The following is a 23,040-nucleotide window of genomic DNA, read 5'->3' on the forward strand; positions in this document are numbered from 1 at the left end:
TGCAAAGCCCCCGTTAGCGCATTATCTTGTATCCCCGTTGCGGCGAACCCCTACATCTTGGGTTCGACGCCACGAACCGGACACAAGAAGAAGCACGAAGTCGCGAGCCTTTTCCACGGCTCCTCCGGTTTGTTCAGTCCCTGCATCCAGACGTACAGAAGTCCAATGTGGCGTAGACCGCAAGGAGCGATTCATGTCGATGGAAATGCGGTACGGGTGTTGCAACCAATCGTTCAACACCACTAGGTATTGTGGTTCCGGCCCGTCAAGCCGGACACCCGACTTGGGCCAGGGAGGCGCTTGAGTCCCCCACCCCTGTCCAAAGAATTCCGCGCCCGGCCCCGCCGGACGCCCCTGCTCTTTTTCGCTCTTTTCGGGGCGGCGCCCCGGCGCCCGCAACACACCAATTACGAGAACGTGGAGACACCCACCCATGCAAATCGACACCACTCGCGAGAACCCGCAGGCCAGCGCGCCGCAGGCCGCCGAATCCCAACAGGATCTGGCCGCCACCGCGCCGGGCCAGCTGCGCGTGATCAAGCGCAACGGCACCGTAGTTCCCTACACCGATGACAAGATCACCGTAGCCATCACCAAGGCGTTCCTCGCCGTGGAAGGCGGCACCGCTGCCGCCTCGTCGCGCATCCATGAAACCGTCGCGCGCCTGACCGAACAGGTCACCGCGACCTTCAAGCGCCGCATGCCGTCCGGTGGCACCATCCACATCGAAGAAATCCAGGACCAGGTCGAACTGGCCCTGATGCGCGCCGGCGAACAGAAAGTCGCCCGCGACTACGTGATCTACCGCGAAGCCCGCGCCGCCCAGCGCAAGACCAGCGCCAGCGAAGTCGCCCAGCCGCACCCGAGCATCCGCATCACCCGCGCCGACGGCAGCCTGCAGCCGCTCGACATGGGCCGCCTGAACACCATCATCAGCGAAGCCTGCGAAGGCCTGGCCGAAGTCGATGGCGACCTGATCCAGCGCGAAACCCTGAAGAACCTCTACGACGGCGTCGCCGAGAAGGACGTCAACACCGCCCTGGTGATGACCGCCCGGACCCTGGTCGAGCGCGAGCCGAACTACTCCTTCGTCACCGCCCGCCTGCTGATGGACACCCTGCGCGCCGAAGCGCTGGGCTTCCTCGCCGTCGCCGAGAGCGCCACGCACCACGAGATGGCCGACCTCTACGCCAAGGCCCTGCCGGCCTACGTGGAAAAAGGCGTCGAGTTCGAACTGCTCGATCCGCAACTGAAAACCTTCGACCTGGAAAAACTCGGCAAGGCGATCAACCACGAGCGTGACCAGCAGTTCACCTACCTCGGCCTGCAGACCCTCTACGACCGCTACTTCATCCACAAGGACGGCATCCGCTTCGAACTGCCGCAAGTCTTCTTCATGCGCGTGGCCATGGGCCTGGCGGTGGAAGAGAAGCAGAAAGAAGAACGCGCCATCGAGTTCTACAACCTGCTGTCGTCCTTCGACTACATGAGCTCGACGCCGACCCTGTTCAACGCCGGCACCCTGCGTCCGCAGCTGTCGTCCTGCTACCTGACCACCGTGCCGGACGACCTGTCGGGCATCTACAACGCGATCCACGACAACGCCATGCTGTCGAAATTCGCCGGCGGCCTGGGCAACGACTGGACCCCGGTGCGCGCGCTGGGCTCCTACATCAAGGGCACCAACGGCAAGTCCCAGGGCGTGGTGCCGTTCCTCAAGGTGGTGAACGACACCGCCGTCGCCGTGAACCAGGGTGGCAAGCGCAAGGGCGCTGTCTGTGCCTACCTGGAAACCTGGCACATGGACATCGAAGAGTTCATCGAGCTGCGCAAGAACACCGGTGACGACCGCCGCCGCACCCACGACATGAACACCGCGAACTGGATTCCCGACCTGTTCATGAAGCGCGTGTTCGACGACGGCCAGTGGACCCTGTTCTCGCCCTCCGAAGTCCCGGACCTGCACGACCTGACCGGCAAGGCCTTCGAAGAGCGCTACGAGTACTACGAAGCCCTGACCCAGTACGGCAAGATCAAGCTGTTCAAGACCATCCAGGCCAAAGACCTGTGGCGCAAGATGCTCTCGATGCTCTTCGAGACCGGCCACCCGTGGCTGACCTTCAAGGACCCGTGCAACCTGCGCAGCCCGCAGCAGCACGTCGGCGTGGTGCACAGCTCCAACCTCTGCACCGAGATCACCCTGAACACCAACAAGGACGAGATCGCCGTCTGCAACCTGGGCTCGGTCAACCTGGTCAACCACATCGTCGACGGCAAGCTGGACACCGCCAAGCTGCAGAAGACCGTCAAGACCGCGGTACGCATGCTCGATAACGTCATCGACATCAACTACTACTCGGTTCCCCAGGCGCGCAACTCCAACCTCAAGCACCGCCCGGTCGGCCTCGGCATCATGGGCTTCCAGGACGCCCTGTACCTGCAGCACATCGCCTACGGCTCCGACGCGGCCATCGAGTTCGCCGACAAGTCCATGGAAGCGGTCAGCTACTACGCCATCCAGGCCTCCTGCGACCTGGCCGACGAGCGCGGCGCCTACGAGACCTTCGACGGCTCGCTGTGGTCCAAGGGCATCCTGCCGCTGGACTCCCAGCAGATCCTCATCGAAGCGCGCGGCCAGAAATACATCGACGTCGACCTGAGCGAGTCCCTGGACTGGGCCCCGGTGCGCGAGCGCGTGAAGAAAGGCATCCGCAACTCGAACATCATGGCCATCGCGCCGACCGCGACCATCGCCAACATCACCGGCGTGTCGCAGTCCATCGAGCCGACCTACCAGAACCTCTACGTGAAGTCGAACCTCTCCGGCGAGTTCACCGTGATCAACCCCTACCTGGTACACGACCTCAAGGCACGCGGCCTGTGGGACCCGGTCATGGTCAACGACCTGAAGTACTACGACGGCTCCGTGCAGCAGATCGAACGCATCCCGCAGGACCTCAAAGACCTCTACGCCACCGCGTTCGAAGTCGAGACCAAGTGGATCGTCGATGCCGCCAGCCGCCGCCAGAAGTGGATCGACCAGGCCCAGTCGCTGAACCTCTACATCGCCGGCGCCTCGGGCAAGAAGCTCGACGTGACCTACCGCATGGCTTGGTACCGTGGCCTGAAAACCACCTACTACCTCCGTGCCCTGGCCGCCACCAGCACCGAGAAATCCACCATCAACACCGGCAAGCTCAACGCCGTGAGTTCGGCGATCGACGAAAGCCTGCAAGCCGCCCCTGCCGCTGCTCCGCAGCCGGCGCCGGTGCCCAAGGCATGCAGCATCGACAACCCGGACTGCGAAGCCTGCCAGTAATGGTGTAAGCGCGGCGCTGAGCGGCGCCCGCGTTGTTGCCCGGTTAGCCGGGCGCCTAGCGGTCACTCGCTCAGCGTCACGCCGATAGAAGGCAAAGGCAGTCTCCCGCTTGCGGGAAAGGGTTAGGGAGAGGGGCTCTTGAAGCCCCATCCCCACAAGACATAACAGCTTCCCCCTTCCGTCATTCCCGCGCCCGCGAGAACCCAGGAAAGGGAAGCCACGAAAGCTTTAGCGTGCACCCATCACGCAACCAGACCAGGAGAGGAACCGATGCTCAGCTGGGACGAATTCGACAAAGAAGACCCCACCGAAGCCAAGGCAGCCCCCGCTGTCGCCCAGGCCGCCGCGCAAGCCGCTGACAAACTCGACGACGACGCCGCCGGCTCCGTGGAAGACGCCCGCGCCGTTTCCGCCAGCGACTCCGACGCCGTCGCCCGCGCCAAGAAAGCCCTCGACGCCCTCGACATCCAGGAAGGCCTGGACGACCTCGAAGGCACGGCCGCCCGCGTGCACGTCGGCGACAAGCAAATGATCAACGCCCGCGCCGACCTCAACCAACTCGTCCCCTTCAAGTACGACTGGGCCTGGCAAAAGTACCTGGATGGCTGCGCCAACCACTGGATGCCGCAGGAAGTGAACATGAACGCCGACATTGCTCTGTGGAAGAGCAAGGACGGCCTCTCCGAAGACGAGCGCCGCATCGTCAAGCGCAGCCTCGGCTTCTTCTCCACCGCCGACTCCCTGGTGGCCAACAACCTGGTGCTGGCCGTCTACCGCCTGATCACCAACCCCGAATGCCGCCAGTACATCCTGCGCCAGGCCTTCGAAGAAGCCATCCACACCCACGCCTACCAGTACTGCATCGAATCGCTGGGCATGGACGAAGGCGAAATCTTCAACATGTACCACGAGATTCCCAGCGTCGCTAAAAAGGCATCCTGGGGCCTCAAATACACCCGCTCGATTTCCGATCCGCAGTTCACCACCGGCACCCCGGAAACCGACCGCCAGTTCCTGCGCAACCTGATCGCCTACTACTGCGTCCTGGAAGGCATCTTCTTCTACTGCGGCTTCACCCAGATCCTCTCCATGGGCCGCCGCAACAAAATGACCGGCACCGCCGAACAGTTCCAGTACATCCTCCGCGACGAGTCGATGCACCTGAACTTCGGCATCGACATGATCAACCAGATCAAGATCGAAAACCCGCACCTGTGGGACGCCGCCATGAAAGACGAAGCGACCCAGATGATCCTCCAGGGCACCCAACTGGAAATCGAATACGCACGCGACACCATGCCGCGCGGCGTCCTGGGCATGAACGCGGCCATGATGGAGGACTACCTCAAATTCATCGCCAACCGCCGCCTGACCCAGATCGGTCTGAAAGAGGAATACCCGGGCGCCACCAACCCGTTCCCGTGGATGTCCGAAATCATGGACTTGAAGAAAGAGAAAAACTTCTTCGAGACCCGCGTGATCGAGTACCAGACCGGCGGCGCGCTGAGCTGGGACTGACCGAAGTAGTAGCAAGACCGCAAGTCAAGACCATTAGAAACGCTTGATACCCGAGACGGATTTTTGGGGCAGCGATAGAAAGACAAAAGCCCCGCCTTGTGCGGGGCTTTTTTGTTTCACAAGCCGAAGCAAGAAGCCCTACACCTGGGCTGAAATTCGTGTGAGGCAACGAATAACGCGCCGCGTTATCCGCCGTCGACGCGGTTGACCCAATCCAGCCAACCCCCTACCCTCGCACCCGGCGCCTAAGAAACGCCTAAACCAGAGCGGTTCACCGCACCCGATAGCTTATGCGGCTTTTTTGCGCCTGCGGCTCTGTCGCGTCCGCAAGAAAGAACCCGTGCTGTCGGGAGTGGGCTAATAAAAGACCCGCAAGGGGAATACGTCCGGCCCGTCTCTGGTGGGTTTCTTAGCTCCCGACTCCAATCACGCCCTAAGAAGCGACCAGAGGTAATGGAAATGCCTATCCCCCCAAGCCTTCAGCCTGAAGGCACTTCACTGTGCCCGCCCTCTTCTTCCTCCCCCGCGGAGGTGCACCATGTCTGAAGAGGTACTGATTCCCACGCAATTCACCCGCCACAAACGCCAACTGCGCGCCCTGCTGCTGGAAGACCAATGCTGGTTCTGCGCCCACGACCTCGGCCGACTGATGGGCACGCCCCTGCTGGAAGAGCGCGTGCAGCGCAACCTCGACGACGACCAGCACCGCCACGCCTGGCTGCGCGATGGCAACGGCGAGTACACCGATGAACTGCTGCTCAGCGAATCCGCCGTCTACGCCGCGCTGATCCACTACTACCACCCGGAGAATCGCTGCATCCGCCAGTGGATCACCCAGGACGTGGTGCCCGCCCTGCGCGACCAGCACCGCCACGACCACCACCAGCCCCGCCGCGAAACCCTCCACGGCCCGACCCAGGCGCTGACGGTGCTGCATTGGCAAGGCGTGGTCTGGGTGCCGTATCGGCAGTGGCCACAACTGCAAGCACCAGCGGAATGCTAACCGCCACGTAGGATGGCGTTGAGCGCAGCGATACCCATCAGTCTTCGCCGCTCCCGCATGGGTTTCGTTCCTCAACCCATCCTACGGATTGACCGTGCGTAGGATGGTGTTGAGCGAAGCGATACCCATCAATCTCCACCGCCCCGCATGGGTTTCGTTCCTCAACCCATCCTACGGGCTAACCGCCTGCACTTCGGCCTTGCCACAGGCGGCGGCCAATTCACGGGCCTGTTCGACGACCGGGCGCATTTCCCAGAACTCGCCCGGGGCCAATTGCCGTTCCAGGTCCTCGTTCGATCCGGGGAAGTCCTTGAGCACAGGAGCCAGGGTTTGCGCACAGGCGGGCAACTTGCCCGCCTGCCGCTCCAGATCGGCCAAGGCGACGCGGTACTTGCTCCGCAGGAAGAGATTGATCACCGATTGGCAACGCTCGAACGCAGGCTTGAACAGCGCGTAGGCCTGTTCATGATCGCCATTGGCCCGCGTGGCATCGAAGCGTTTTCGTGCGCGGACAATCTCGGCGACAGTGCAACCTGTCGGGACGCGGGTATAGGTTTCCTGCAGAAAATCGGCGCGGTTGCCGCAGAAACTGCTGCAACTGGCATCTAAAGCCGGGCTGTCCAGCAGGATGCTGGTTTCGCTTTGGCGTACAAAGGTAATGGTGCATGGAGCCGTCGCCTCGCCTTGGGACTCATCCACCGAAACCACGGCCTTCAGATTCTTGATCACGCCTCGCACATGGCAGCTATGAAAGTTGGCACCCTGTGTGCGTATCTCGAATGCCTGCACGCCATGATGGAGCGCCTGGATACTCAGGGTTCCCCAGCCTCCCCTGGCGTATTCGCCCGGCGCCAAGGTCGCGCCCCAGGTGGCGGCGCTGAACGCCGCCGAGAGGATGCCCAACGTGACTGCCTGCTGGTTCCTGAACATCGATCCCTCCTTGAACAATGAAGGCCCTCCTTGTGTGTTGAGCCAGCCGTGCCTCGTCCGCACGCCCCGAGCAGGCGAAAAAGTACCAGAGTGCCGCCCTGCCTGCGCGCTTGCACTGCGTTCCGTGTCTTGGCCGGGATGACAGCACATCCGCCGCTCCATACCATGCCTGCACTTAGCCGCACTCGCACAAGGAAGGCCCCATGGAAAAGTGGAGCGACCGCCCCGCTACGGAAGGCGACCCGATCGACAGATTCGCCGCATTGAGCACAGCACTCTTCAAGCGGTACTCATCCCAGATCGCCAAGTTCGCACCGCCGGTGACCGGCTTTGCGCTCTTTCTGCTGTATTTCTACGGCAACCATTTCTACCCGAGCTTCGACCTGCTGCAATTTTCCTCGCTGCTGCTGGGCGCTGGCATGGTCGGATTCGCCATTATCGGTTCACTACTGCTGTGGCTGCTGCTGCCGGGGTTATGGATCTTCCATTGTTTCATCGACAAGAAAGACATTCGCCATCGGATCATCGACCGACTGTCTACCGATGAGGCGCGCCGGGTAAATCTTGTTCTGTGGCTGTTTTTCCTTTGCTATGCCGGCCCCTACTGCGTTAACTCGCTGTTGCTTTCATTCGTACTCACACAATTTCCAGAGCTGTATGTCACTGCGCTAATGGGGCTCAGCCTGTTGGTCGTGCTGCTGTTCGGCATCACCCTGCAGCTCACCTTCAAACTACCGAAGTTCGCCTTCTGCCGTTACGCCTTCAACGCCTGGGTGCCAGTCGCCGTCGTCTGTGCGATGGCCTTCAGCGTGATCGCCGACGTAAAGCCCTTCATCGATAGTCTCGATGGCAACAACCTGAAGCTTCTGGCGCTCTATCTGATACCACTGGGCGCCTGCCTAGTCGCCGCAGTCAGCGCGTTGGGCTGCTTTGGCGGCCTCAGTTATGCCGTTCACTTTTCACTGATCTTCGCCTTCATCATCGCCTTCTACAGCGGCGTTCTGGCCGGTCTGCCAGAGCGCACCATGCAGAGACTCGGCCTGGGAGGCTATCAGGCGGAAAGCGTGCTGCTGGACCCGACCTATTGCAGCGGCAGTTTCCCCAAGGAACTGCCGCTGAACACAGCGTGCAACCTGAGAGACGTGCGCATCATCTGGTCCATGGGCGAAACCCTGACGCTGAGCATCGGCAGCGACAAAGCGGCCCGGCAGGTGCAGATTCCCTCGCGATTCGTCAAAGCCATCATCCGCCAGGAAAGCTGACGCGGTAGCGCAGCGTGCAAGCTTGGTCGGGAGACAAGATGGCTTGAGCGAAGCGATACCCATCAGCCTTCGCCGCCCCCGCATGGGTTTCGTTCCTCAACCCATCCTACGAATTGACCGTGCGTAGGATGGTGTTGAGCGAAGCGATACCCATCAGCCTCCGCCGCCCCCGCATGGGTTTCGTTCCTCAACCCATCCTACGGATTGACCGCGCGTAGGATGGCGTTGAGTGCAGCGATAGCCATCGCCTCGTTCCGTTCGACATGGGCGAAAGCCAGGCTGGGCGGTGGGGCGGTGGGGCGGTTCAGGGGGTGCCGAAGAGTGCCGTCCAGTAGATGCCGGCGTCGCTCTTCGGGTCGATGGCGTAGGCCGCGCCCAGTTCGCGGAACTGCGGGTTCATCAGGTTGGCGCAGTGGCTGGGGCTGGCCAGCCAGCCGTCGACCACTTTGCGCACGCTGTCCTGGCCGGCGGCGATGTTCTCGCCGATCTGCCGGCCTGCGTAGCCGGCCAGTTCGGCGCGGTCGCCGGGGGTTTGCCCGGCGCGGTCTTTGTGGTCGAAGTAGTTGTTGTTGGCCATGTCGCGGCTATGCCCTTCGGCGACGCTGGCCAGGGTGGCGTTCCAGCCCAGCGGCCCGGCGGCGGCGAAGGCTTGGCCGCCGCACTGGCGCGGTTTGGTGCGGGCCGCGTTGATCTGTTCGAGGAGCTTCTGTCCTTCTGCCTGCCAGTCGCCCATGCCTTTGCTCAGCAGCGGCCGCGCCAGGACGATGCGCCAGTCGCGGCCGTCGCGGCTGATGCCGATGTCGACGAACTGCGGGTCGAGCACCACCTGGCAGAAGCTCTCCTGCAGCGCCTTCATCGCCGCCGCCGCATCGCGCGGGCCGGAGAGGCTGATGGCCTGGACGTTGACCAGTTGATACGCCGCGCGGTTCAGCGCCTGCTGCAGGTCCACGTAGCCGCTGGCCGGCAGCAGCAGGCGCGGATCGGCCGAGAGCGGCGGCAATTCGCCGGAGGCCTGGCCGGCGCAGCGCTGCACCTGGCCACGGTAGGCGTTGATCGACTCGACCAACTGCGACTCTTCGCTGGCCCCGGCGGTGGCGGCAAGCAACAGCCCCAGCGAGAAAACGGCAAGACGTACAACGGAAGAAAAGACGTGCATGGAAAACTCCCTCGACCTGACGGCGCACATGATGCGCGATTCCGCCCCCTTCTGTGCAGGTCGAAGTGCGGCGCGCGCAGCATTTCCCGCTGGCGCCGGGATGCGCAGTGAGCGCCGCGGGAGCGGCGCTGGCGGGACGGCCGCCGCGCCGGGCTCAGCGCCTGTGCTAACGCGCGCTCACTGGTTGCCGATGCGCGCGGTGTCGGCGATGGCGTTGCAGGTCTGCGGGTTCAGGCAGTAGGTGATGTACACCGCCTGCTTGCCGCAACCGCGCACGCCGATGGTGTATTCGGTGTGCTGGTAGCCGACGCGGGCCTGGGTGACCTTGCTCGATAGCACGCTGGGCGTGACGTCCTGGCAATTGAGTTCGAACTTGGCGCGCGAGGTCGTGGCATTCAGCGCAGCTTGCTGGTTGGAGGCGAGGAATTGTTGGTCGCTCATGCAACCGGACAGCACGGTAACGGTCGCCAGCAACGGTAGGAACGTAGAGGTGCTTTTCATGGGGGACGTTCTCCGCGTGGACGTCCGCAAAGTGTAGACCAGGGGGAGTCGACGAAGGCACGCGGACTGGCCGGCTGACTAGCGTGCCGGAGCAGATCACGCCGAAGAGCCTGAATAACGCGTTTAAGTGCCGTTGTATTGAACTTCAATTAACGCAGAACTATTAAGAAGTTTCCTAAAGTTATTTCCTACATAACACTTGTTATTCAACATTCAGAAATGTATTCCCGACACAACTCGTTAAAGTCTTAGCAAACTGGCATCGATAATTCGCTCGTACATCCCGTATCGATCATCCCTGTGTCGAGGAATATCGCGCAGCCGGTTTGCTCCTCTGGCCAGCGATTTTCCCGTTGCGTTTCGTGGCCTTGCGCTGCGGCGCATGCAGTCCCTATGGAGAACGCGCCAATGGCTGGAATCGCTCAATTGAGCCAAACACTTTATGACCGCCTGCTGAACGCTCCCATCCGCCCGCTTGCGCCAGAGTACCGGGCCGCCCCTGACACCCCACTCATCCTGACCTTCGAAAGCCGCACCCTGCGCGCCGACAGCGATGGCCCGTGCAATCAACAGAGCTGGCGCCACAGCCTGATCGACGATCACCTGTTCCTGCGCCAGATGACCATCACCGGCGGCGACGCGCCGATGCTCGCGAGCATGCCGGACAGCGACGACCCCGTGCGCCTGGCGCTGGCCCGGCAGGCGGTCAACCATGTGTTGAGCGCACACGACCTGACGCCCATCCACGCCGCTGTCGATGCGGCCGACCCGCTGGCTCACCTGAGCCGCGGCGCGCTTTCCAGGCTGGCCTACAACGCCACCGGCGCCTTCACCCCGGCCGAGCGCTGGATCGCCTTGCGCAACATTCGCCAGCGCGACTTCGCCTATTGGAACCGGATTTCGGACCTCGCCCAGTCGGTCGAGCACCTGCTCGGCCTCAAGGCCGGCAAGGCGCTCTACGACAAGGCCTGGCTCAGGCTGTACGGCTACATGTGCGAGGCGGAGCGCGCGGCCTACTACCAGTCGCTGGAGGATCTGCGCAGCCACATCGATCAGTTCGACGCCAGCGGCGTGCCCTTGCCCGTGCTGCCGGACTACCCGACCGAGCGCGACATCCCGGGCAGCCTGCTCGCCGCCGGCATCAACGCCAAGGGCCACGCCATCTGGCAACGGCTCGATCTCTACCGCCTGACCGCCCAGGGCTGCCGCATCGAACTGGTCGACTTCGCGGCCGCCGGGCCGAGCCATGGCGATGCCGAACACCTGACGACCCGCCAATGGCTGTCCCTGTCGCTATGCATCAGCAGCTAGCCCGGCGCGGGGGCGGGGCGCAGCGGCTCAGTGGCGTTGCAGCGTGGCGTCCAGCCACTGCACGAAATCGCTGACTTCCTCGGCGACGAGTTCATGGCCCATGTCGTAGAGGCGCGTCTGGTGCTCGACGCCCAGGCGCGTCAGCCAGGCATCGGCGCGCTCGGCCCAGAACAGCGGCAGTTTGTCGTCATGACGGCCGTGGGCGACGAAGGCGGACAGCGTGCGCAGCGCCTCGGCGGTGGCGATGTGCGGCTCCAGCTCCGGCAGGATGCGCCCGCTGAGCAGCCCGAAACCGGCCACGCTGCCCGGCGCGCTGAGGCCGACGCTGGCGCTGAGGATGCCGCCCTGGCTGAAGCCGGCGATCACAGTGGGCAGGGCTGGCCGGGCCTGGATGAAGGTCAGCAGTTGCTGCCGGCTGGCTTCGGCCTGTTCCGCGTTGATCACTGGCCCGTTGGCACTGAAGTTCACCTGGAACCAGGCGAAGCCCTGGGCAGCGATCTGCAACGGCCCGCGCAGCAGCAGGACGTCCAGGTCCGCCGGCAGGTACTGGGCCAGGCCGGCCAGGTTGCTTTCGTTGCCGCCGACCCCATGCAGCAGCAGGAGCCGCGCGCGCGGCGCCACGCCCTGGGCCTGGACGCGCTGGCGGAATTGCAGGGCGGAATCGGCATCGACTTGCAGCGAAGAGAAGGACACGGGATGGCTCATGATGCGTGCTGACCTTGGTGGGAGACGGAGTGGGCGGCGGCTGCCGGGGCGTCGAACAGGTAGCTGTCCATGGCCAGTACGCCATAGCTGATGCCGCCCTCCAGCACCTCCACCCGATAGTCTTCGCCAGCGGCGCCCAGGGCCACCAGCAGGGGCAGGAAGTGCTCGTCGCTGGGATGCGCGCGCTCGGCCTCCGGCGCCAGTCGCCGGTAGTCCAGCAGTGCGTCGTTGTCGCCGGCCTGCAGCGCCTGAGCGGTCCACTCGGCGAAGCGCGCGACGTAACCAGCCGCCGGGCCATTGCCGCCGCGGAATTCGTAGAGGTTGTGGGTCAGGCTGCCAGAACCGAGGATCAGCACGCCCTGCTCACGCAACGGTGCCAGGGCCTGACCCAGACGCCAGGCGCCGTGGGTGTCCAGCGGCATCGGCATGGAGACCTGCAGCACCGGCACATCGGCCTCGGGCAGCAGGTGCAGCAGCGGCACCCAGGCACCGTGGTCGAGGCCACGGCGCGGATCGGCCTCGGCGGGCACGCCGGCCGCACGCAGGCGTTGCACGATCGCCTCGGCCAGCGCCGGCGCGCCGGGCGCCGGGTAGCGCAGGCGATAGAGCGCGTCGGGGAAGCCGCCGAAGTCGTGGATGGTTTCCGGCGCGGCGCTGGCGCCGACGCGTACGCCGCCACGGGTCATCCAGTGCGGCGAGACCACCAGCACCGCCGTCGGCCGCGGAAGCGTCCGCCCCAGTTCGCGCAGGCGCGCGCCAGCCTGGCCGGGTTCGATGGCGAAGGTCGGCGCACCGTGGGAAATGAACAGAACGGGATAGGCGCTACTCATGGACAAGGCTCCAGGCCGCAAGCTCACTTGTGAATCCAGGTCGGTGCGATGGCGGTGCCCAGCCCGGCGCCGTAACCCAGGTAGATGTTCAGGCCGGCCAGCGGCTCCAGGTAACGCGCGTTGACCAGGCCGCCGGCGTCGACGCTTTCGTAGCCGAGGCTCTGCGCCAGGGCGATGGCGGTCTGCTTGGCGCGCTCGCTGTCGCTGGCGACGAACACGCTGGCGCGCTGGCCATCGGCGAACACCGGGCCGTCGGCGAGCACCTGAGCGAACAGGGTGTTGAAGGCCTTGACCACCTGCGCCTCGGGCAAAGCCTTGGCGATTTCTTCCGCCGCGCTGGTGCTGTGGCCGAGGGTCAGGCCCATGTAGTCAGGGGTCAGCGGATTGCTGATGTCGATGACCACCTTGCCGGCCAGGTCGCCCAGGCCGCGCAGGGCGGGCACCGCGTCGGCGTAGCCGGTGGCGAGGATGACCACGGCGTTGTCGCCGAGGGCCTGCACGGCGGGATAGGCCTCGACGTTGGCATGCTGCGCGGCCAGTGCCTGCGCCTTGGCCAGGTCGCGCCCGGTGAGGCGGACACGGTGTCCCGCCGCGGAAAGTTGCTTGGCGAATGCCGCGCCCATGTTGCCGGTGCCGATCAGGGTGATGTTCATGGCCTGCCTCGTGAATCAGTCGGAAGTTGCTGTCAGTTTATGGATAGGATTCACGGGATAAACATGCGCTAATGGCACTCATCGTTCCGCTTAGTGAGACAAACATGGACCGCGCGCTGGAAATGCAGGTGTTCTGTACCGTGGTGGACAAGGGCAGCTTCATCGCCGCGGTGGATGCCCTAGGCCTGTCCAAGGCCGCCGTCTCGCGCCACGTCAACGCCCTGGAGGAACGCCTGGGCGTGCGCCTGTTGCAGCGCACCACGCGGCGCCTGTCGCTGACCGAAGAGGGTCGGGTATTCCACGAACAGGCCAAGGAGGTGCTGGCCATGCTCGATGCCGCCGAGAACGCGGTGGCCGCCGGCTCCCAGGAGCCCAGCGGCATGCTGCGGGTCAACGTGCCGGTGAGTTTCGGCGTGCTGCACCTGGCGCCGCTGTGGGCGCGCTTCATGCAGGCCTACCCGAAGATCGAGCTGGATATCAGCCTCAACGACCGGGTCGTCGACCTGGTCGAGGAAGGCTTCGACATGGCGGTGCGCATCGCCCAGATGGAAAGCTCCTCGCTGATCAGCCGGCGCCTCGCCAGCACACGCATGCGCCTGTGCGCCGCGCCGGCTTACCTGGCCCGGCACCCGCCGCTGCGCACCCCGGCCGACCTGAACCAGCACGCGGTGGTGGCCTACAGCAACCTGGCCAGCCGCAACGAATGGATTTTCAACGGGCCGCAGGGGCGGATCAGCGTGCAGACCCACGCGGCGATCCGCTGCAACAACGGCGATAGTTGCCGGGCCATCGCCCTGGGCGGCGGCGGCATCCTCCTGCAGCCGAGCTTCATGCTGCATGAAGACCTGCGCCGCGGCGACCTGGTGGAGTTGTTGCCGGACTATCGCTCGGTGGAATTCGGCATCTATGCCGTCTATCCGTCGCGCAAGCACCTCGCGCCCAAGGTGCGCGCCCTGATCAGCTTCCTCGCCGACAGCTTCCAACGCGTCGACTGGGGCGACTGAGGCACCCACGGCCCGGCTCGCGGGACAGCGGAGAGGTTGGCGCGTCCGCTGTTCGGCGATTGGCGAACTGTCCCCGTCGCTGCGCCTGGCATTTAATCAATCCAATCATCAATCAAACATTCAGCGGAATAACTAAAGAAGTTTCCCAGTGAACTTTCCTACAAGTTCATTCTTTTTATGTATCTGTCCGTCGATCTCATTCATTTGACTCAAGTCCTCTTGTTTATCCGCCGATAGAGCCCTGGTAAGCCGCCATTCCATACCGGTCGTCAATCACTGCACCGAATAACTTGCAACGAAGGAGAGAGTCGCTCGCTGCCATATCCGGCAAGCCGCCGCGATAGTCCAACGCCCGTTCTCCACTGCCTTGCTTCCGCGGAGAACGCTGAACGGAGCAATAAGCCATGGTTGGAATCAACGCACTGCAGAACATCCTCACTATCCGGCTCATCAATGCGCCCGTCAGGACCATGGCGGTTGCCGAGCCGGCGGACCAAGACACGCCGCCAATGGCTGGCGTTTCCCTCTCCATCGAAGCGCGGACGCTCGATGCCCTGCTGCAAGACCAACCCGACAGCCTCAGTTGGCGCGAAGCCTTCGACACCACCGGTCGCTTGCATCAGCAGATCGCCAGCGACGGCTCGGCGGCGGAACTGCTCGCGGTGATGCCCGACAGCAACGACCCCGCGCGCCTTGCACTGGCCCGCCAGGCGGCCAACCGGCTGAGCCAGCGATACGGGCTGGCACCGCTCTACCCCGGGGTGGAGCCGGCGAACCCGCTGCAAAGCCTGAGCCGCGAATCGCTGTCGAAGATCGCCTACAACGATTCCGCGGCCTTTACCCCCGCCGAGCGCGACCTGGCCCTGACGGAAATCGGCCAACGCGATGATCGCTACTGGAAGGCGGTGCAGAAACAACAGGAAGCCCTGGAGCTGCTGCAGCAGGATGCCAGCGTCAGGGCGCTGCGCGACAAGGCCTGGCTGCAGCTCTACGCGGGCATGAGCGACGTCGAGAAGCGCGCCCACTACGAGTCGGCAGAACTCCTGCGCTACAAGCTCGTGCAAGCCATGCACGACGGCGTCGAGGTGCCGGATGTGCCGGCCTACGCCAACCTCAGCGACGCCCCCGGCACCCTTCTCGCCGCCGCCACCGATGAGCAGGGCCGCGTCACCTGGAAGCGCATTTCGCTGCGCCAGCTCGCCGCCGACGACATCTACCTCGAACTGCTCGACTTCGTCGCGCCGCGAACCGCCGACGGCCAGCGCGGCGAGGACGCCCAGGCATTGAAGTCCCGCCAGTGGCTGTCGCTCTATGCCAGCGTCAACAGCTACGCAGACTGATGCCGCGCCCCGCGCGACGGATGACAGCCCCGCCGGGGCTGCCTACCATGCACGCACGTTCCCGTGCTCACCCAGGAGGCCGTACGTTGAACCGGCGCATCGCTTTGCTTTCCCTCACCCTGCTGCTCGGCGCCGCCACGGCCCAGGCCAAGGACAAACCGCTGCCGGGCGATGGCGATTACCGCAAGGCGCTGCCCTTCCTGGACAAGGCGGCAGAACAGATCGCCGGCATGGAGAAGGCCCGCGAGGCCGGCAAAAGCCCGGCGGAGGCGGCCAAGCCGTTCAGCGCGACACTGTCGAAGAACCTCAACCAGGCCATACCGCTGCTGAACCAGGCGGCGGCGCAGAAGCACCCGGTGGCGGAGTACCGCCTGGCCCAGGTGCTGGCCGACTTCGCCCAGGACGCGAAGAGCCAGCAACGCGCCTGCGAGTTGCTCGGCGACAGCCTGAAGCAAGGCTTCGCTCCGGCCGCGCTGGAACTGGAAACCCTCTGCCCGGAGCAGGCCAAGCGCGCGCAGTTCCTCCAGCAGGCCGAAGCCGCCGCCCGCTCGGGGCGCTATGCCAAGTATTTCCCGCAGCCCAGCCACGCCCTGGGCTGGTGCTCGGCCAAGCGCGAGATGACGCTCAACGCCACCCTGGGTGGACTGCGCGACTACCAGGCGGACATCTACCTGATGCTCAGCACCAAGGTGCCGGCGGCCAAGCGTGACGGCTACCGGCAACGCGCGGCGGAAAAGGGCTGTGCGCTGGCGCAGCCGTCGCAACCGGCGAACTGACGGGCGTCCTGGCCACTCGGCGGCGCCTTTGTAAGCGGATGCTTGCACGGGTATCGCCACTGATACCCGAAAAGGCTTCGATCCGCGTCCTTCGGCGGCTATAACGAGCGCATTTGCAACGAATGCACTTGCCATGTCCGCCGCCATCGATACCGACGCCATCCACATCGAACGCCTGTTCAGCACCCCCGTCGCCCGTCTCAACCACCCGAACGCCGACGCGCTCAACGCGGCGCTCGGCGAGCGCATCCTGCGCCGCGCCGCCAGCGACCCCGGAGTGCGGCACAGCAACGAGGGCGGCTGGCAGTCGGCGGACGATTTCGAGCAGTGGAGCGGCGACGCCGGCGCCGAACTGGTGGCCTTCGCCCGTGCCTTCGCCGATGAACTCACCGCCGTCCACGACGCCCAGGCCGGGCTGCTGGCGGCCAGCCTGAACTGGCGCTACAACGCCTGGGCCAACCTCAACCGCGCCGGCGACGGCAACGCCCTGCACGGCCATCCGGGCTGCTTCTGGTCGGGGGTCTACTGGGTCGATGACGGCGGCTGCGGCGCCGACCCGTCGCTCGGCGGGCAACTGGAGTTCATCGACCCGCGCGGGCTCATGCCCTCACACTACAACCCGCAACTGCGCATGCGTATCCAGGGCTGCCTGAGCGCCGGCTACGCCACCGGCATCGCGCCGCTGAGCGGGCAACTGCTGATGTTTCCCTCCTGGCTGCTGCACCGGGTGCTGCCGCACCACAGCAAGCGGCCGCGGCTGTCGGTGGCGTTCAACTTCGGACTCTGACGCGCGGCTGCGGTACTCCTCGCCGATTCATGCGCCAGATTCAAGAATCAATTGACCTGGGCCGGGTGTTTCCCCCTGCCCCGCGCCGCTATCCTGCCGGCCATTCGTTCGCTCTGGAGTCCCCATGAAAAAGATTCTGCTGATCAACGGCGGCAAGCGCTTCGCCCATTCCAACGGCCAGTACAACGCCACCCTGCACGCGGCGGCGGCCGAGTGGTTCGACCGCGCCGGCTGCGACCTGCGCACCACGGTCCTGGAAGAGGGCTACGACATCCAAGAGGAAGTGCAGAAGATCCTCTGGGCCGATGTGGTGATCTACCAGATGCCCGGCTGGTGGATGGGTGCGCCCTGGACGCTGAAGCAGTACCTCGACGAGGTGTTCACCGCCGGCCATGGCAGCCTCTACGCCAACGACGGCCGCACCCGCTCCGACGCCTCGCAGAAATACGGCAGCGGCGGCCTGCTGCAGGGCAAGCACTACATGCTCTCAGTCACCTGGAACGCGCCACAGCAAGCCTTCGACGACCCCAGCGATTTCTTCGAGGGCAAGGGCGTGGACGCGGTGTATTTCCCCTTCCACAAGGCCAACCAGTTCCTCGGCATGGCGCCGCTGCCGACCTTCCTCTGCGTGGACGTGATGAAGCGCCCCGACGTGGAGCGCGACGTGCAGCGCTACCAGCGGCACCTGGCCGAGGTGTTCCAGGGCTGACCACGGCGAGCGCAGCGCGGCGCTCGACTGACGGCGGGCGAGGAACGGGCGATTGCGCTAGGCTATGGGCCCGTTTCAGCCCGTGTTACCGGCCCGGCATCCGCCGACGCCGTACTTTCAGAGGAGAATTTCCATGGCCCGCGCCACTGCCCGTCACATCCTGGTTGCCAACGAAGCCAAGTGCAACGAACTCAAGGCTGCCATCGAAGCCGGCGCCGATTTCGCCCAGGTCGCCCGCGACAACTCCACCTGCCCCTCCGGCCGCAGCGGCGGCGACCTCGGTTCCTTCCGTCCGGGCCAGATGGTCCGCGAGTTCGACCAAGTGGTCTTCAGCGCGCCGCTGAACGTGGTGCAAGGCCCGGTGAAGACCCAGTTCGGCTACCACCTGGTGGAAGTCACCAGCCGCGAAGACTGATTCGCCGCGCGCCGGCCGGAGCCTTCCGACACGGCGCCAAGACGACCCGGCGGCAAGCGCCGGGTCCGCCCGAGACCTAGTGGCACGAGCGTTCCACAGGCAAGCGCGGATCGCTGGGGGCCTCAAGAAGTCGTCTCCCGGGCCGATCCATGGGGAACGGATTTCTTCTCCCCCCTTCGAGTACCCCCCGAATGTTCAATACGCGTTTGAAGCAGGAACTGGCCGCCTTGCGCGAAGAACTGTCGTCCATCGAGCAGGTCAAGGCCAGCCTCGATAACGAGATGCTGGCGCTCTACCTGGACCCACGCGGCCGCATCGAGTCGGTGAACGCCAACTTCGAGAAGGAAATGCTCTACCGCAATGCCGACCTGCAGGGCCGCGCGCTGCTGGAGCTGATCCCCGCCCATGTGCGCGGCCTCGACTTCCACCACCGGGTCAAACAGGCGCTGGAGCGCGGCGAGCACCTGGCCGGGGTGATCCGCCTTCAGCGCGGCAATGGCGAGGAAGCCTGGCTGCGCTCGATCGTCCAGCCGATCCGCGACAGCCTCGGCGTGGTGCAGCATTTCTCCATCTATGCCAGCGACCTGACCCGCACCATCGAAAGCTCGCGCGAGCACGAAAACCTGATCGCCGCGCTGCAGCGCTCCATGGCGGTGATCGAGTTCAACCTGGACGGCGAAGTGCTCACCGCCAACCAGCGCTTCCTCGATGCAATGGGCTATTCCCTGGCGCAGATCCAGGGCAAGCACCACCGTCTGTTCTGCGAACCCAGCGATTACCAGTCGGCCGAGTACCAGGCGTTCTGGGACAAGCTGCGCCGCGGTGAATTCGTCAGCGACCGCTTCAAACGGCTGGACAGCCATGGCCGCACCGTCTGGCTGGAAGCCTCCTACAACCCGATCATCGACGCCCACGACCGGCTCTATAAAGTGGTCAAGTTCGCCACGGTGATCACCGAGCAGATCAATCGCGAAACCGCTGTGGCCGAGGCCGCGCGCCTGGCCTACAGCACGTCGCAGGGCACCGACGACAGCGCGCAGAAAGGCGCGGCGGTGGTGCAGCAGACGGTCGAGGTGATGCGCGAACTGGCCAGCCGCATGCAGGAGGCGACCCAGGGCATCGAGGCGCTGGACCAGCAGTCGCAGGTGATCGGCTCGATCGTCAAGAGCATCAGCAGCATCGCCGACCAGACCAACCTGCTGGCCCTCAACGCGGCCATCGAAGCGGCGCGCGCCGGCGACCAGGGCCGCGGCTTCGCGGTGGTCGCCGACGAGGTGCGCCAGCTCGCCTCGCGCACCAGCGCGGCGACCGAGGAAATCTCCAAGGTGGTGGAGCAGAACCAGCAACTGGCCGAACGCGCCGTGGCGATGATCGACCGGGGCAAGCAACAGGCCGAACTGGGCCTGGAACTCTCCGGCCAGGCCGGCACGGTGATCATCGAAATCCAGGAAGGCGCGCAACAGGTGGTCAACGCCGTGGGGCAGTTCTCCAGCCATCTGGCGGGCTGAGCGCCGGCGCGCGACACGGCGTCGCCGTCCTCCGGCGCCGCCGCCGAGCCCAGCGGAAAAGCAATTCTGATCAAATAGTTAGGTACGCAATCAGCGTGCTAGCATCGCGTCCCCATCATTCATCGAAAGGACTCGTCATGCTTTGCCGCTTCTTGCCCGTCGCCCTTGCCGCTCTGCTCCTGCAGGGCTGTGGCATCACCATGCCGCGCTACGAATCCAGCTACGACAATGTCCAGGCGTTGCGCGCCAAGGCGCCGCTGGCCACCCTGGACGCACCCAGCGTGGAAGCCGACGCCGGGCAGAACTCGATTTTCGTCCGCGCCAATCCGGTGCGCAGCCCCGAAGGCGATCTCAGTCAGCATGTGCAGCACGCGCTGGAAGGCGAACTGCGCCTCGCCGGCCTGCTGGAGCCGGGCTCGCCACGCCATCTGGACGTCCGCTTGCGCAAGACCGATCTGCACGCCGCCGCCTTCGGCGATGGCCAGGGCACGCTCAGTGCCGACTTCGACCTGCGCGACAAGGGCGTGTCGCTCTACCACGGCAGCAAGCAAGTGAGCAGCCGCTGGGACAGTAGCTTCTTCGCGGTATTTGCCATCCCGCGCGCGGCCAATGCCTTCAACCCGCTGGTGCGCGAGTTGCTCGCCGAGCTGTATCAGGACCCGGAGTTCATCCAGGCGCTCAAGCGCCCCTGATCCACGGGTAAAGCGGCGCGCCCGGGCAGGCGCGCCGTGCTGCTCAGCCGCGCAGCGGCGACGGCAGTTGCGCGTACTTCAGCACTTGCTGATCGACCAGCTTCTTCAACAGGGCGTTGAACTGGCGGCTGAAGGCATCGTTGGTCGCGTCCTTCGGCGTGTGTGCGGCCAAGGGCAGGAACCAGATGCCGAGCCAGGTGCGGATCGACTCGTTGTTCTGCTGTGCCAGCACCGGGCGGCCATCGGGGTCGATCACCTGCAAGGTCATGGTGTAGTCGTCCCTGGCGGTGCCGGGGATGATGAACAGGCTGACGCCGGTGATGATGCCGCTGAGCATGGCCGCGCCGCTGGAGCCATGGTTGTAGACCTTGAGCTTGAGCGTGTAGTCGCCCGGCTGCTTCTGGAATTGGTCGAGGCTATAGCGGCTGAACAGGCCGGATTCGCGCAGCAGGGTCTCCAGTTGCGGCTTGAGCTGTTCACGGGCCTGGGGCATTTCCACGGCGCCCTGGCTGCCCGGCTCGCCCTGGTAGAAAGCGAAGTCGACATACACGCTCGGGCGTTGCTGGTAGCTGGCCATCGACGGCAGCTTGGTCGGCGCGACCTGATCGCCGGGGAAGCTGGCGCAAGCGGCCAGCGAAAGGGCGAACAGCGCGCCCAACATCTTGAGTTTCATCACGAATCCTTCGTTTATCTCGGGTGGCTTCCTGCGCGCGGCGCACGGTCCGCGCGCGGCGGCGCTACTCTACCCGCCGGCAACCGATAATGGCAATTTGCCGGAAGCTGCCTCTGCCGGCCCTCTGCGTCGGGCTGCTAGGCTTGAGGTGTTGACGCGCGGAGGCGACATGAACGACCCAACCCAACCCACCCAAGCGGATGTTTTCAGCTACCTGGCCCTGCTGCCGCAGCAAGGCGGCTCGGACATGTTCTTCAGTGTCGGCGCGCCGCCGCATATCAAGGTCGAAGGCCATAGCCGCCCGGTGGGCGAGCGCCCGTTGCTCGCCGGCGAAGTGCGCCTGCTGGCCTGTCAGTTGATGACGCCGGAGCAGATCGCCGATTTCGAGCGCGACCTGGAGATGAACCTGGCCATCAGCGTGCCCGGCAGCGGACGCTTCCGCGCCAACATGTACTTCCAGCGCGGCGACGTGGCCATGGTCGTGCGCCTGATCAAGGAGCAGATCCCGGACACCGCCAGCCTCGGCCTGCCGCCGATCCTGGAGAAGCTGGCGGTGCAGGATCGCGGGCTGATCCTGGTGGTGGGCGCGGCCGGCTCGGGCAAGTCGACCACCCTCGCCTCGCTGCTCGACTTCCGCAACCGCCATCGCAGCGGCCACATCGTCTGCATCGAAGACCCCATCGAATTCCTCCACAGCCACCAGCGCTCGATCATCGACCAGCGCGAGGTGGGGCTGGACACCCACAGCTTCGCCGATGCCCTGCGCAATGTGCTGCGCGAGGCGCCGGACGTGATCATGCTCGGCGAAATCCGCGACGGCGAAACCATGCAGCAAGCCCTGCACTACGCCGAAACCGGCCACCTCTGCGTGGCCACCCTGCACGGCACCAGCAGCCGCCACGCGATCGAGCGCATCGCCCGCTTCTTCCCCGACGAGGCACGCCACCAGGTACTGGCCGACCTTTCGCAGAACCTCCTGGCGCTGATCGGCCAGCGCCTGGTGCCGGGCACCTCGCAGCGGCGGGTGGCGGCGGTGGAACTGGTGCTGGGCACCCCGCACATCCGCGGGCTGATCCAGCGCGACGAACTGACCGATCTCAAGGCCGCCACCGAACGCGCCCTGGAACACGGCATGCAGAGCTTCGACCAGAGCCTCTACCAACTCATGGAAGCCGGGCGCATCAGCGTGGCCGACGCGCTCAAGTTCGCCGACTCGCGCACCGACCTGAGCCTGAAGATCAAGCTGGAACGCGGCTTCGAGAACGACGAGACAGGCGGCATGTTCGGCGCCTGAACGGCGTGCCGCTCACGTCGTCGCCAGACAATGGCGTCAATACCTCGGGACGATTCCCCGGGCCTGCGGATTCCAGGCACGGGGGTCTCCCGGCTATGCTTGGCGCTTCGGGCCGCCCGCCATTCACGTCCGCCATCTGCCGCCGAGGGACCTTCATGGGCCTGCTTCACCCTTACATTCGCCTCGCCGCGCTGGGCCTGCCGCTCTGGCTCGCCGGTTGCGCCAGTCAGCCCGCCGAGGAACAGCACCAGCTCTACCGCAACGACATGCTCCAGGCGAAGCTGCTGATCGCCTCGGCCGACCCGGCCAACTACGCCCTGGCCAACTCCCTGCTCGACCGCGCCAAGGACCATGACCAGCGCGGCGAAGCGTCCTTCTACGACGCCCTGCTGAAAATCCGCCAGCACGCCCCGGCGGAGCAGGTGCTGCCCTTGCTGGAGCGCGCTGCCAATGCCGACCAGCCCTACGCGGTCGCCCTGCTCTACCGCGCCTACAGCCAGCCGATGCTGGTGCAACACGCCGATCCGCAGCGAGCTGCCCAGTACCGCGCGGCCTATGCCCAGCTGGACGTGGCCAAGAGCGGCTATCCGTCGTTCGAGCGCGCCCAGGAAATCGTCGAGATGCTGCTGACCCAGCAACCGCCGGCACAATGAC

At 65.0% G+C, this 23,040-nt stretch carries 21 protein-coding genes and 2 pseudogenes; 16 read left to right on the forward strand and 7 right to left on the reverse strand.

What is annotated here, in order from left to right; translation table 11 throughout:
* Nucleotides 1-433 precede the first annotated feature (433 nt).
* From BLQ74_RS10440 to BLQ74_RS10450, 3 genes are all read left to right on the forward strand, one after another.
* The gene (locus BLQ74_RS10440; protein WP_090262500.1) at nt 434-3,319 is read left to right on the forward strand and encodes a ribonucleoside-diphosphate reductase subunit alpha; all 2,886 of its coding nucleotides are present in this window, start codon (nt 434-436) and stop codon (nt 3,317-3,319) included.
* Nucleotides 3,320-3,589: 270 nt separating this feature from the next.
* Nucleotides 3,590-4,837: a ribonucleotide-diphosphate reductase subunit beta gene (locus BLQ74_RS10445; protein WP_090262501.1), complete on the forward strand. Its 1,248-nt coding sequence runs from the start codon at nt 3,590-3,592 to the stop codon at nt 4,835-4,837.
* Between the two features lie 538 nt (nt 4,838-5,375).
* Nucleotides 5,376-5,840, forward strand: coding sequence for a BRO-N domain-containing protein (locus tag BLQ74_RS10450; RefSeq protein ID WP_090262502.1), 465 nt, complete (start codon nt 5,376-5,378; stop codon nt 5,838-5,840).
* A 171-nt stretch (nt 5,841-6,011) separates the two neighbouring features.
* Here the strand turns inward: BLQ74_RS10450 and BLQ74_RS10455 are convergent, their stop codons facing one another.
* Complete coding sequence (locus BLQ74_RS10455; protein WP_090262503.1) at nt 6,012-6,770, reverse strand: hypothetical protein; 759 nt, start codon at nt 6,768-6,770, stop codon at nt 6,012-6,014.
* 203 nt (nt 6,771-6,973) lie between these two features.
* Here BLQ74_RS10455 and BLQ74_RS10460 point away from each other — a divergent pair, with 203 nt between their 5' ends.
* Nucleotides 6,974-8,032, forward strand: a complete 1,059-nt coding sequence (locus tag BLQ74_RS10460; protein ID WP_090262504.1) for a hypothetical protein — start codon at nt 6,974-6,976, stop codon at nt 8,030-8,032.
* A 304-nt stretch (nt 8,033-8,336) separates the two neighbouring features.
* On the opposite strand, the gene BLQ74_RS10465 is transcribed toward BLQ74_RS10460, so the two are convergent.
* Complete coding sequence (locus tag BLQ74_RS10465) at nt 8,337-9,188, reverse strand: CAP domain-containing protein (protein WP_090262505.1); 852 nt, start codon at nt 9,186-9,188, stop codon at nt 8,337-8,339.
* Between the two features lie 177 nt (nt 9,189-9,365).
* Entirely contained in the window at nt 9,366-9,689 is a 324-nt protein-coding gene (locus BLQ74_RS10470) for a hypothetical protein (protein ID WP_139199056.1), read from the reverse strand.
* A 426-nt stretch (nt 9,690-10,115) separates the two neighbouring features.
* Here BLQ74_RS10470 and BLQ74_RS10475 point away from each other — a divergent pair, with 426 nt between their 5' ends.
* Nucleotides 10,116-11,000 carry a hypothetical protein gene (locus BLQ74_RS10475; RefSeq protein ID WP_090262507.1) on the forward strand — a complete coding sequence of 295 codons (885 nt, stop codon included), beginning with the start codon at nt 10,116-10,118 and terminating at the stop codon, nt 10,998-11,000.
* Between the two features lie 27 nt (nt 11,001-11,027).
* Here the strand turns inward: BLQ74_RS10475 and BLQ74_RS10480 are convergent, their stop codons facing one another.
* Genes BLQ74_RS10480 through BLQ74_RS10490 form a run of 3 tightly spaced genes read right to left on the reverse strand, consistent with a single transcriptional unit; the run spans nt 11,028 to nt 13,188 of the window.
* On the reverse strand, nt 11,028-11,705 hold the full coding sequence (locus tag BLQ74_RS10480; RefSeq protein ID WP_090262508.1) for an alpha/beta hydrolase: 678 nt from the start codon (nt 11,703-11,705) through the stop codon (nt 11,028-11,030).
* Nucleotides 11,702-12,535, reverse strand: a complete 834-nt coding sequence (locus BLQ74_RS10485; protein ID WP_090262509.1) for a DODA-type extradiol aromatic ring-opening family dioxygenase — start codon at nt 12,533-12,535, stop codon at nt 11,702-11,704. The genes BLQ74_RS10480 and BLQ74_RS10485 overlap by 4 nt, the downstream gene beginning before the upstream one ends.
* 23 nt (nt 12,536-12,558) lie before the next feature.
* Nucleotides 12,559-13,188, reverse strand: a complete 630-nt coding sequence (locus BLQ74_RS10490) for an NADPH-dependent F420 reductase (protein ID WP_090262510.1) — start codon at nt 13,186-13,188, stop codon at nt 12,559-12,561.
* 104 nt (nt 13,189-13,292) lie between these two features.
* On the opposite strand from BLQ74_RS10490, the gene BLQ74_RS10495 reads away from it, so the two are divergent.
* The 9 genes and pseudogenes from BLQ74_RS10495 (at nt 13,293) to BLQ74_RS10530 (ending at nt 20,419) form a co-directional block, all read left to right on the forward strand.
* Nucleotides 13,293-14,192, forward strand: coding sequence for a LysR family transcriptional regulator (locus BLQ74_RS10495; RefSeq protein WP_090262511.1), 900 nt, complete (start codon nt 13,293-13,295; stop codon nt 14,190-14,192).
* Between the two features lie 404 nt (nt 14,193-14,596).
* A complete protein-coding gene (locus BLQ74_RS10500) occupies nt 14,597-15,532 on the forward strand; it encodes a hypothetical protein (protein WP_090262512.1) in 936 nt (311 codons plus the stop codon).
* An 86-nt stretch (nt 15,533-15,618) separates the two neighbouring features.
* A complete protein-coding gene (locus tag BLQ74_RS10505) occupies nt 15,619-16,308 on the forward strand; it encodes a hypothetical protein (protein WP_090262513.1) in 690 nt (229 codons plus the stop codon).
* Between the two features lie 133 nt (nt 16,309-16,441).
* A complete protein-coding gene (locus BLQ74_RS10510; RefSeq protein WP_090262514.1) occupies nt 16,442-17,095 on the forward strand; it encodes a TIGR02466 family protein in 654 nt (217 codons plus the stop codon).
* Between the two features lie 124 nt (nt 17,096-17,219).
* Complete coding sequence (gene mdaB / locus BLQ74_RS10515) at nt 17,220-17,804, forward strand: NADPH:quinone oxidoreductase MdaB (RefSeq protein WP_090262515.1); 585 nt, start codon at nt 17,220-17,222, stop codon at nt 17,802-17,804.
* A gap of 133 nt (nt 17,805-17,937) precedes the next feature.
* Nucleotides 17,938-18,219, forward strand: a complete 282-nt coding sequence (locus BLQ74_RS10520) for a peptidylprolyl isomerase (protein ID WP_090262516.1) — start codon at nt 17,938-17,940, stop codon at nt 18,217-18,219.
* A 281-nt stretch (nt 18,220-18,500) separates the two neighbouring features.
* Nucleotides 18,501-19,136 (forward strand): annotated as a pseudogene (locus BLQ74_RS28100) (PAS domain-containing protein); the annotation flags it as partial.
* Nucleotides 19,137-19,292: 156 nt separating this feature from the next.
* Nucleotides 19,293-19,727: pseudogene (locus BLQ74_RS28105) on the forward strand (methyl-accepting chemotaxis protein); the annotation flags it as partial.
* Between the two features lie 137 nt (nt 19,728-19,864).
* Entirely contained in the window at nt 19,865-20,419 is a 555-nt protein-coding gene (locus BLQ74_RS10530) for a hypothetical protein (protein WP_090262518.1), read from the forward strand.
* Nucleotides 20,420-20,462: 43 nt separating this feature from the next.
* Here BLQ74_RS10530 and BLQ74_RS10535 read toward each other — a convergent pair whose 3' ends face one another.
* Entirely contained in the window at nt 20,463-21,092 is a 630-nt protein-coding gene (locus BLQ74_RS10535; RefSeq protein WP_090262519.1) for a hypothetical protein, read from the reverse strand.
* A 169-nt stretch (nt 21,093-21,261) separates the two neighbouring features.
* Between BLQ74_RS10535 and BLQ74_RS10540 the strand changes: the two genes are divergently transcribed.
* Together BLQ74_RS10540 and BLQ74_RS10545 are read left to right on the forward strand one after the other, a co-directional pair.
* Nucleotides 21,262-22,386, forward strand: a complete 1,125-nt coding sequence (locus tag BLQ74_RS10540) for a PilT/PilU family type 4a pilus ATPase (RefSeq protein WP_090262520.1) — start codon at nt 21,262-21,264, stop codon at nt 22,384-22,386.
* Between the two features lie 155 nt (nt 22,387-22,541).
* A complete protein-coding gene (locus BLQ74_RS10545; protein ID WP_170842792.1) occupies nt 22,542-23,039 on the forward strand; it encodes a hypothetical protein in 498 nt (165 codons plus the stop codon).
* Nucleotide 23,040 lies beyond the last annotated feature (1 nt).

Origin of the sequence: Pseudomonas panipatensis (genome assembly GCF_900099785.1) — a bacterium.
Classification (GTDB): domain Bacteria; phylum Pseudomonadota; class Gammaproteobacteria; order Pseudomonadales; family Pseudomonadaceae; genus Pseudomonas; species Pseudomonas panipatensis.

Excerpts from the sequence above, each read along its gene's own strand:
- BLQ74_RS10455 (WP_090262503.1), bottom strand. The coding sequence starts at position 6,770 with ATGTTCAGGAACCAGCAGGCAGTCACGTTGGGCATCCTCTCGGCGGCG.
- BLQ74_RS10545 (WP_170842792.1), top strand. The coding sequence starts at position 22,542 with ATGGGCCTGCTTCACCCTTACATTCGCCTCGCCGCGCTGGGCCTGCCG.
- BLQ74_RS10470 (WP_139199056.1), bottom strand. The coding sequence starts at position 9,689 with ATGAAAAGCACCTCTACGTTCCTACCGTTGCTGGCGACCGTTACCGTG.
- BLQ74_RS10495 (WP_090262511.1), top strand. The coding sequence starts at position 13,293 with ATGGACCGCGCGCTGGAAATGCAGGTGTTCTGTACCGTGGTGGACAAG.
- mdaB (WP_090262515.1), top strand. The coding sequence starts at position 17,220 with ATGAAAAAGATTCTGCTGATCAACGGCGGCAAGCGCTTCGCCCATTCC.
- BLQ74_RS10480 (WP_090262508.1), bottom strand. The coding sequence starts at position 11,705 with ATGAGCCATCCCGTGTCCTTCTCTTCGCTGCAAGTCGATGCCGATTCC.
- BLQ74_RS10465 (WP_090262505.1), bottom strand. The coding sequence starts at position 9,188 with ATGCACGTCTTTTCTTCCGTTGTACGTCTTGCCGTTTTCTCGCTGGGG.
- BLQ74_RS10440 (WP_090262500.1), top strand. The coding sequence starts at position 434 with ATGCAAATCGACACCACTCGCGAGAACCCGCAGGCCAGCGCGCCGCAG.
- BLQ74_RS10485 (WP_090262509.1), bottom strand. The coding sequence starts at position 12,535 with ATGAGTAGCGCCTATCCCGTTCTGTTCATTTCCCACGGTGCGCCGACC.
- BLQ74_RS10535 (WP_090262519.1), bottom strand. The coding sequence starts at position 21,092 with ATGAAACTCAAGATGTTGGGCGCGCTGTTCGCCCTTTCGCTGGCCGCT.
- BLQ74_RS10510 (WP_090262514.1), top strand. The coding sequence starts at position 16,442 with ATGTCCGCCGCCATCGATACCGACGCCATCCACATCGAACGCCTGTTC.
- BLQ74_RS10445 (WP_090262501.1), top strand. The coding sequence starts at position 3,590 with ATGCTCAGCTGGGACGAATTCGACAAAGAAGACCCCACCGAAGCCAAG.
- BLQ74_RS10460 (WP_090262504.1), top strand. The coding sequence starts at position 6,974 with ATGGAAAAGTGGAGCGACCGCCCCGCTACGGAAGGCGACCCGATCGAC.
- BLQ74_RS10520 (WP_090262516.1), top strand. The coding sequence starts at position 17,938 with ATGGCCCGCGCCACTGCCCGTCACATCCTGGTTGCCAACGAAGCCAAG.
- BLQ74_RS10490 (WP_090262510.1), bottom strand. The coding sequence starts at position 13,188 with ATGAACATCACCCTGATCGGCACCGGCAACATGGGCGCGGCATTCGCC.
- BLQ74_RS10450 (WP_090262502.1), top strand. The coding sequence starts at position 5,376 with ATGTCTGAAGAGGTACTGATTCCCACGCAATTCACCCGCCACAAACGC.
- BLQ74_RS10540 (WP_090262520.1), top strand. The coding sequence starts at position 21,262 with ATGAACGACCCAACCCAACCCACCCAAGCGGATGTTTTCAGCTACCTG.
- BLQ74_RS10530 (WP_090262518.1), top strand. The coding sequence starts at position 19,865 with ATGCTTTGCCGCTTCTTGCCCGTCGCCCTTGCCGCTCTGCTCCTGCAG.
- BLQ74_RS10500 (WP_090262512.1), top strand. The coding sequence starts at position 14,597 with ATGGTTGGAATCAACGCACTGCAGAACATCCTCACTATCCGGCTCATC.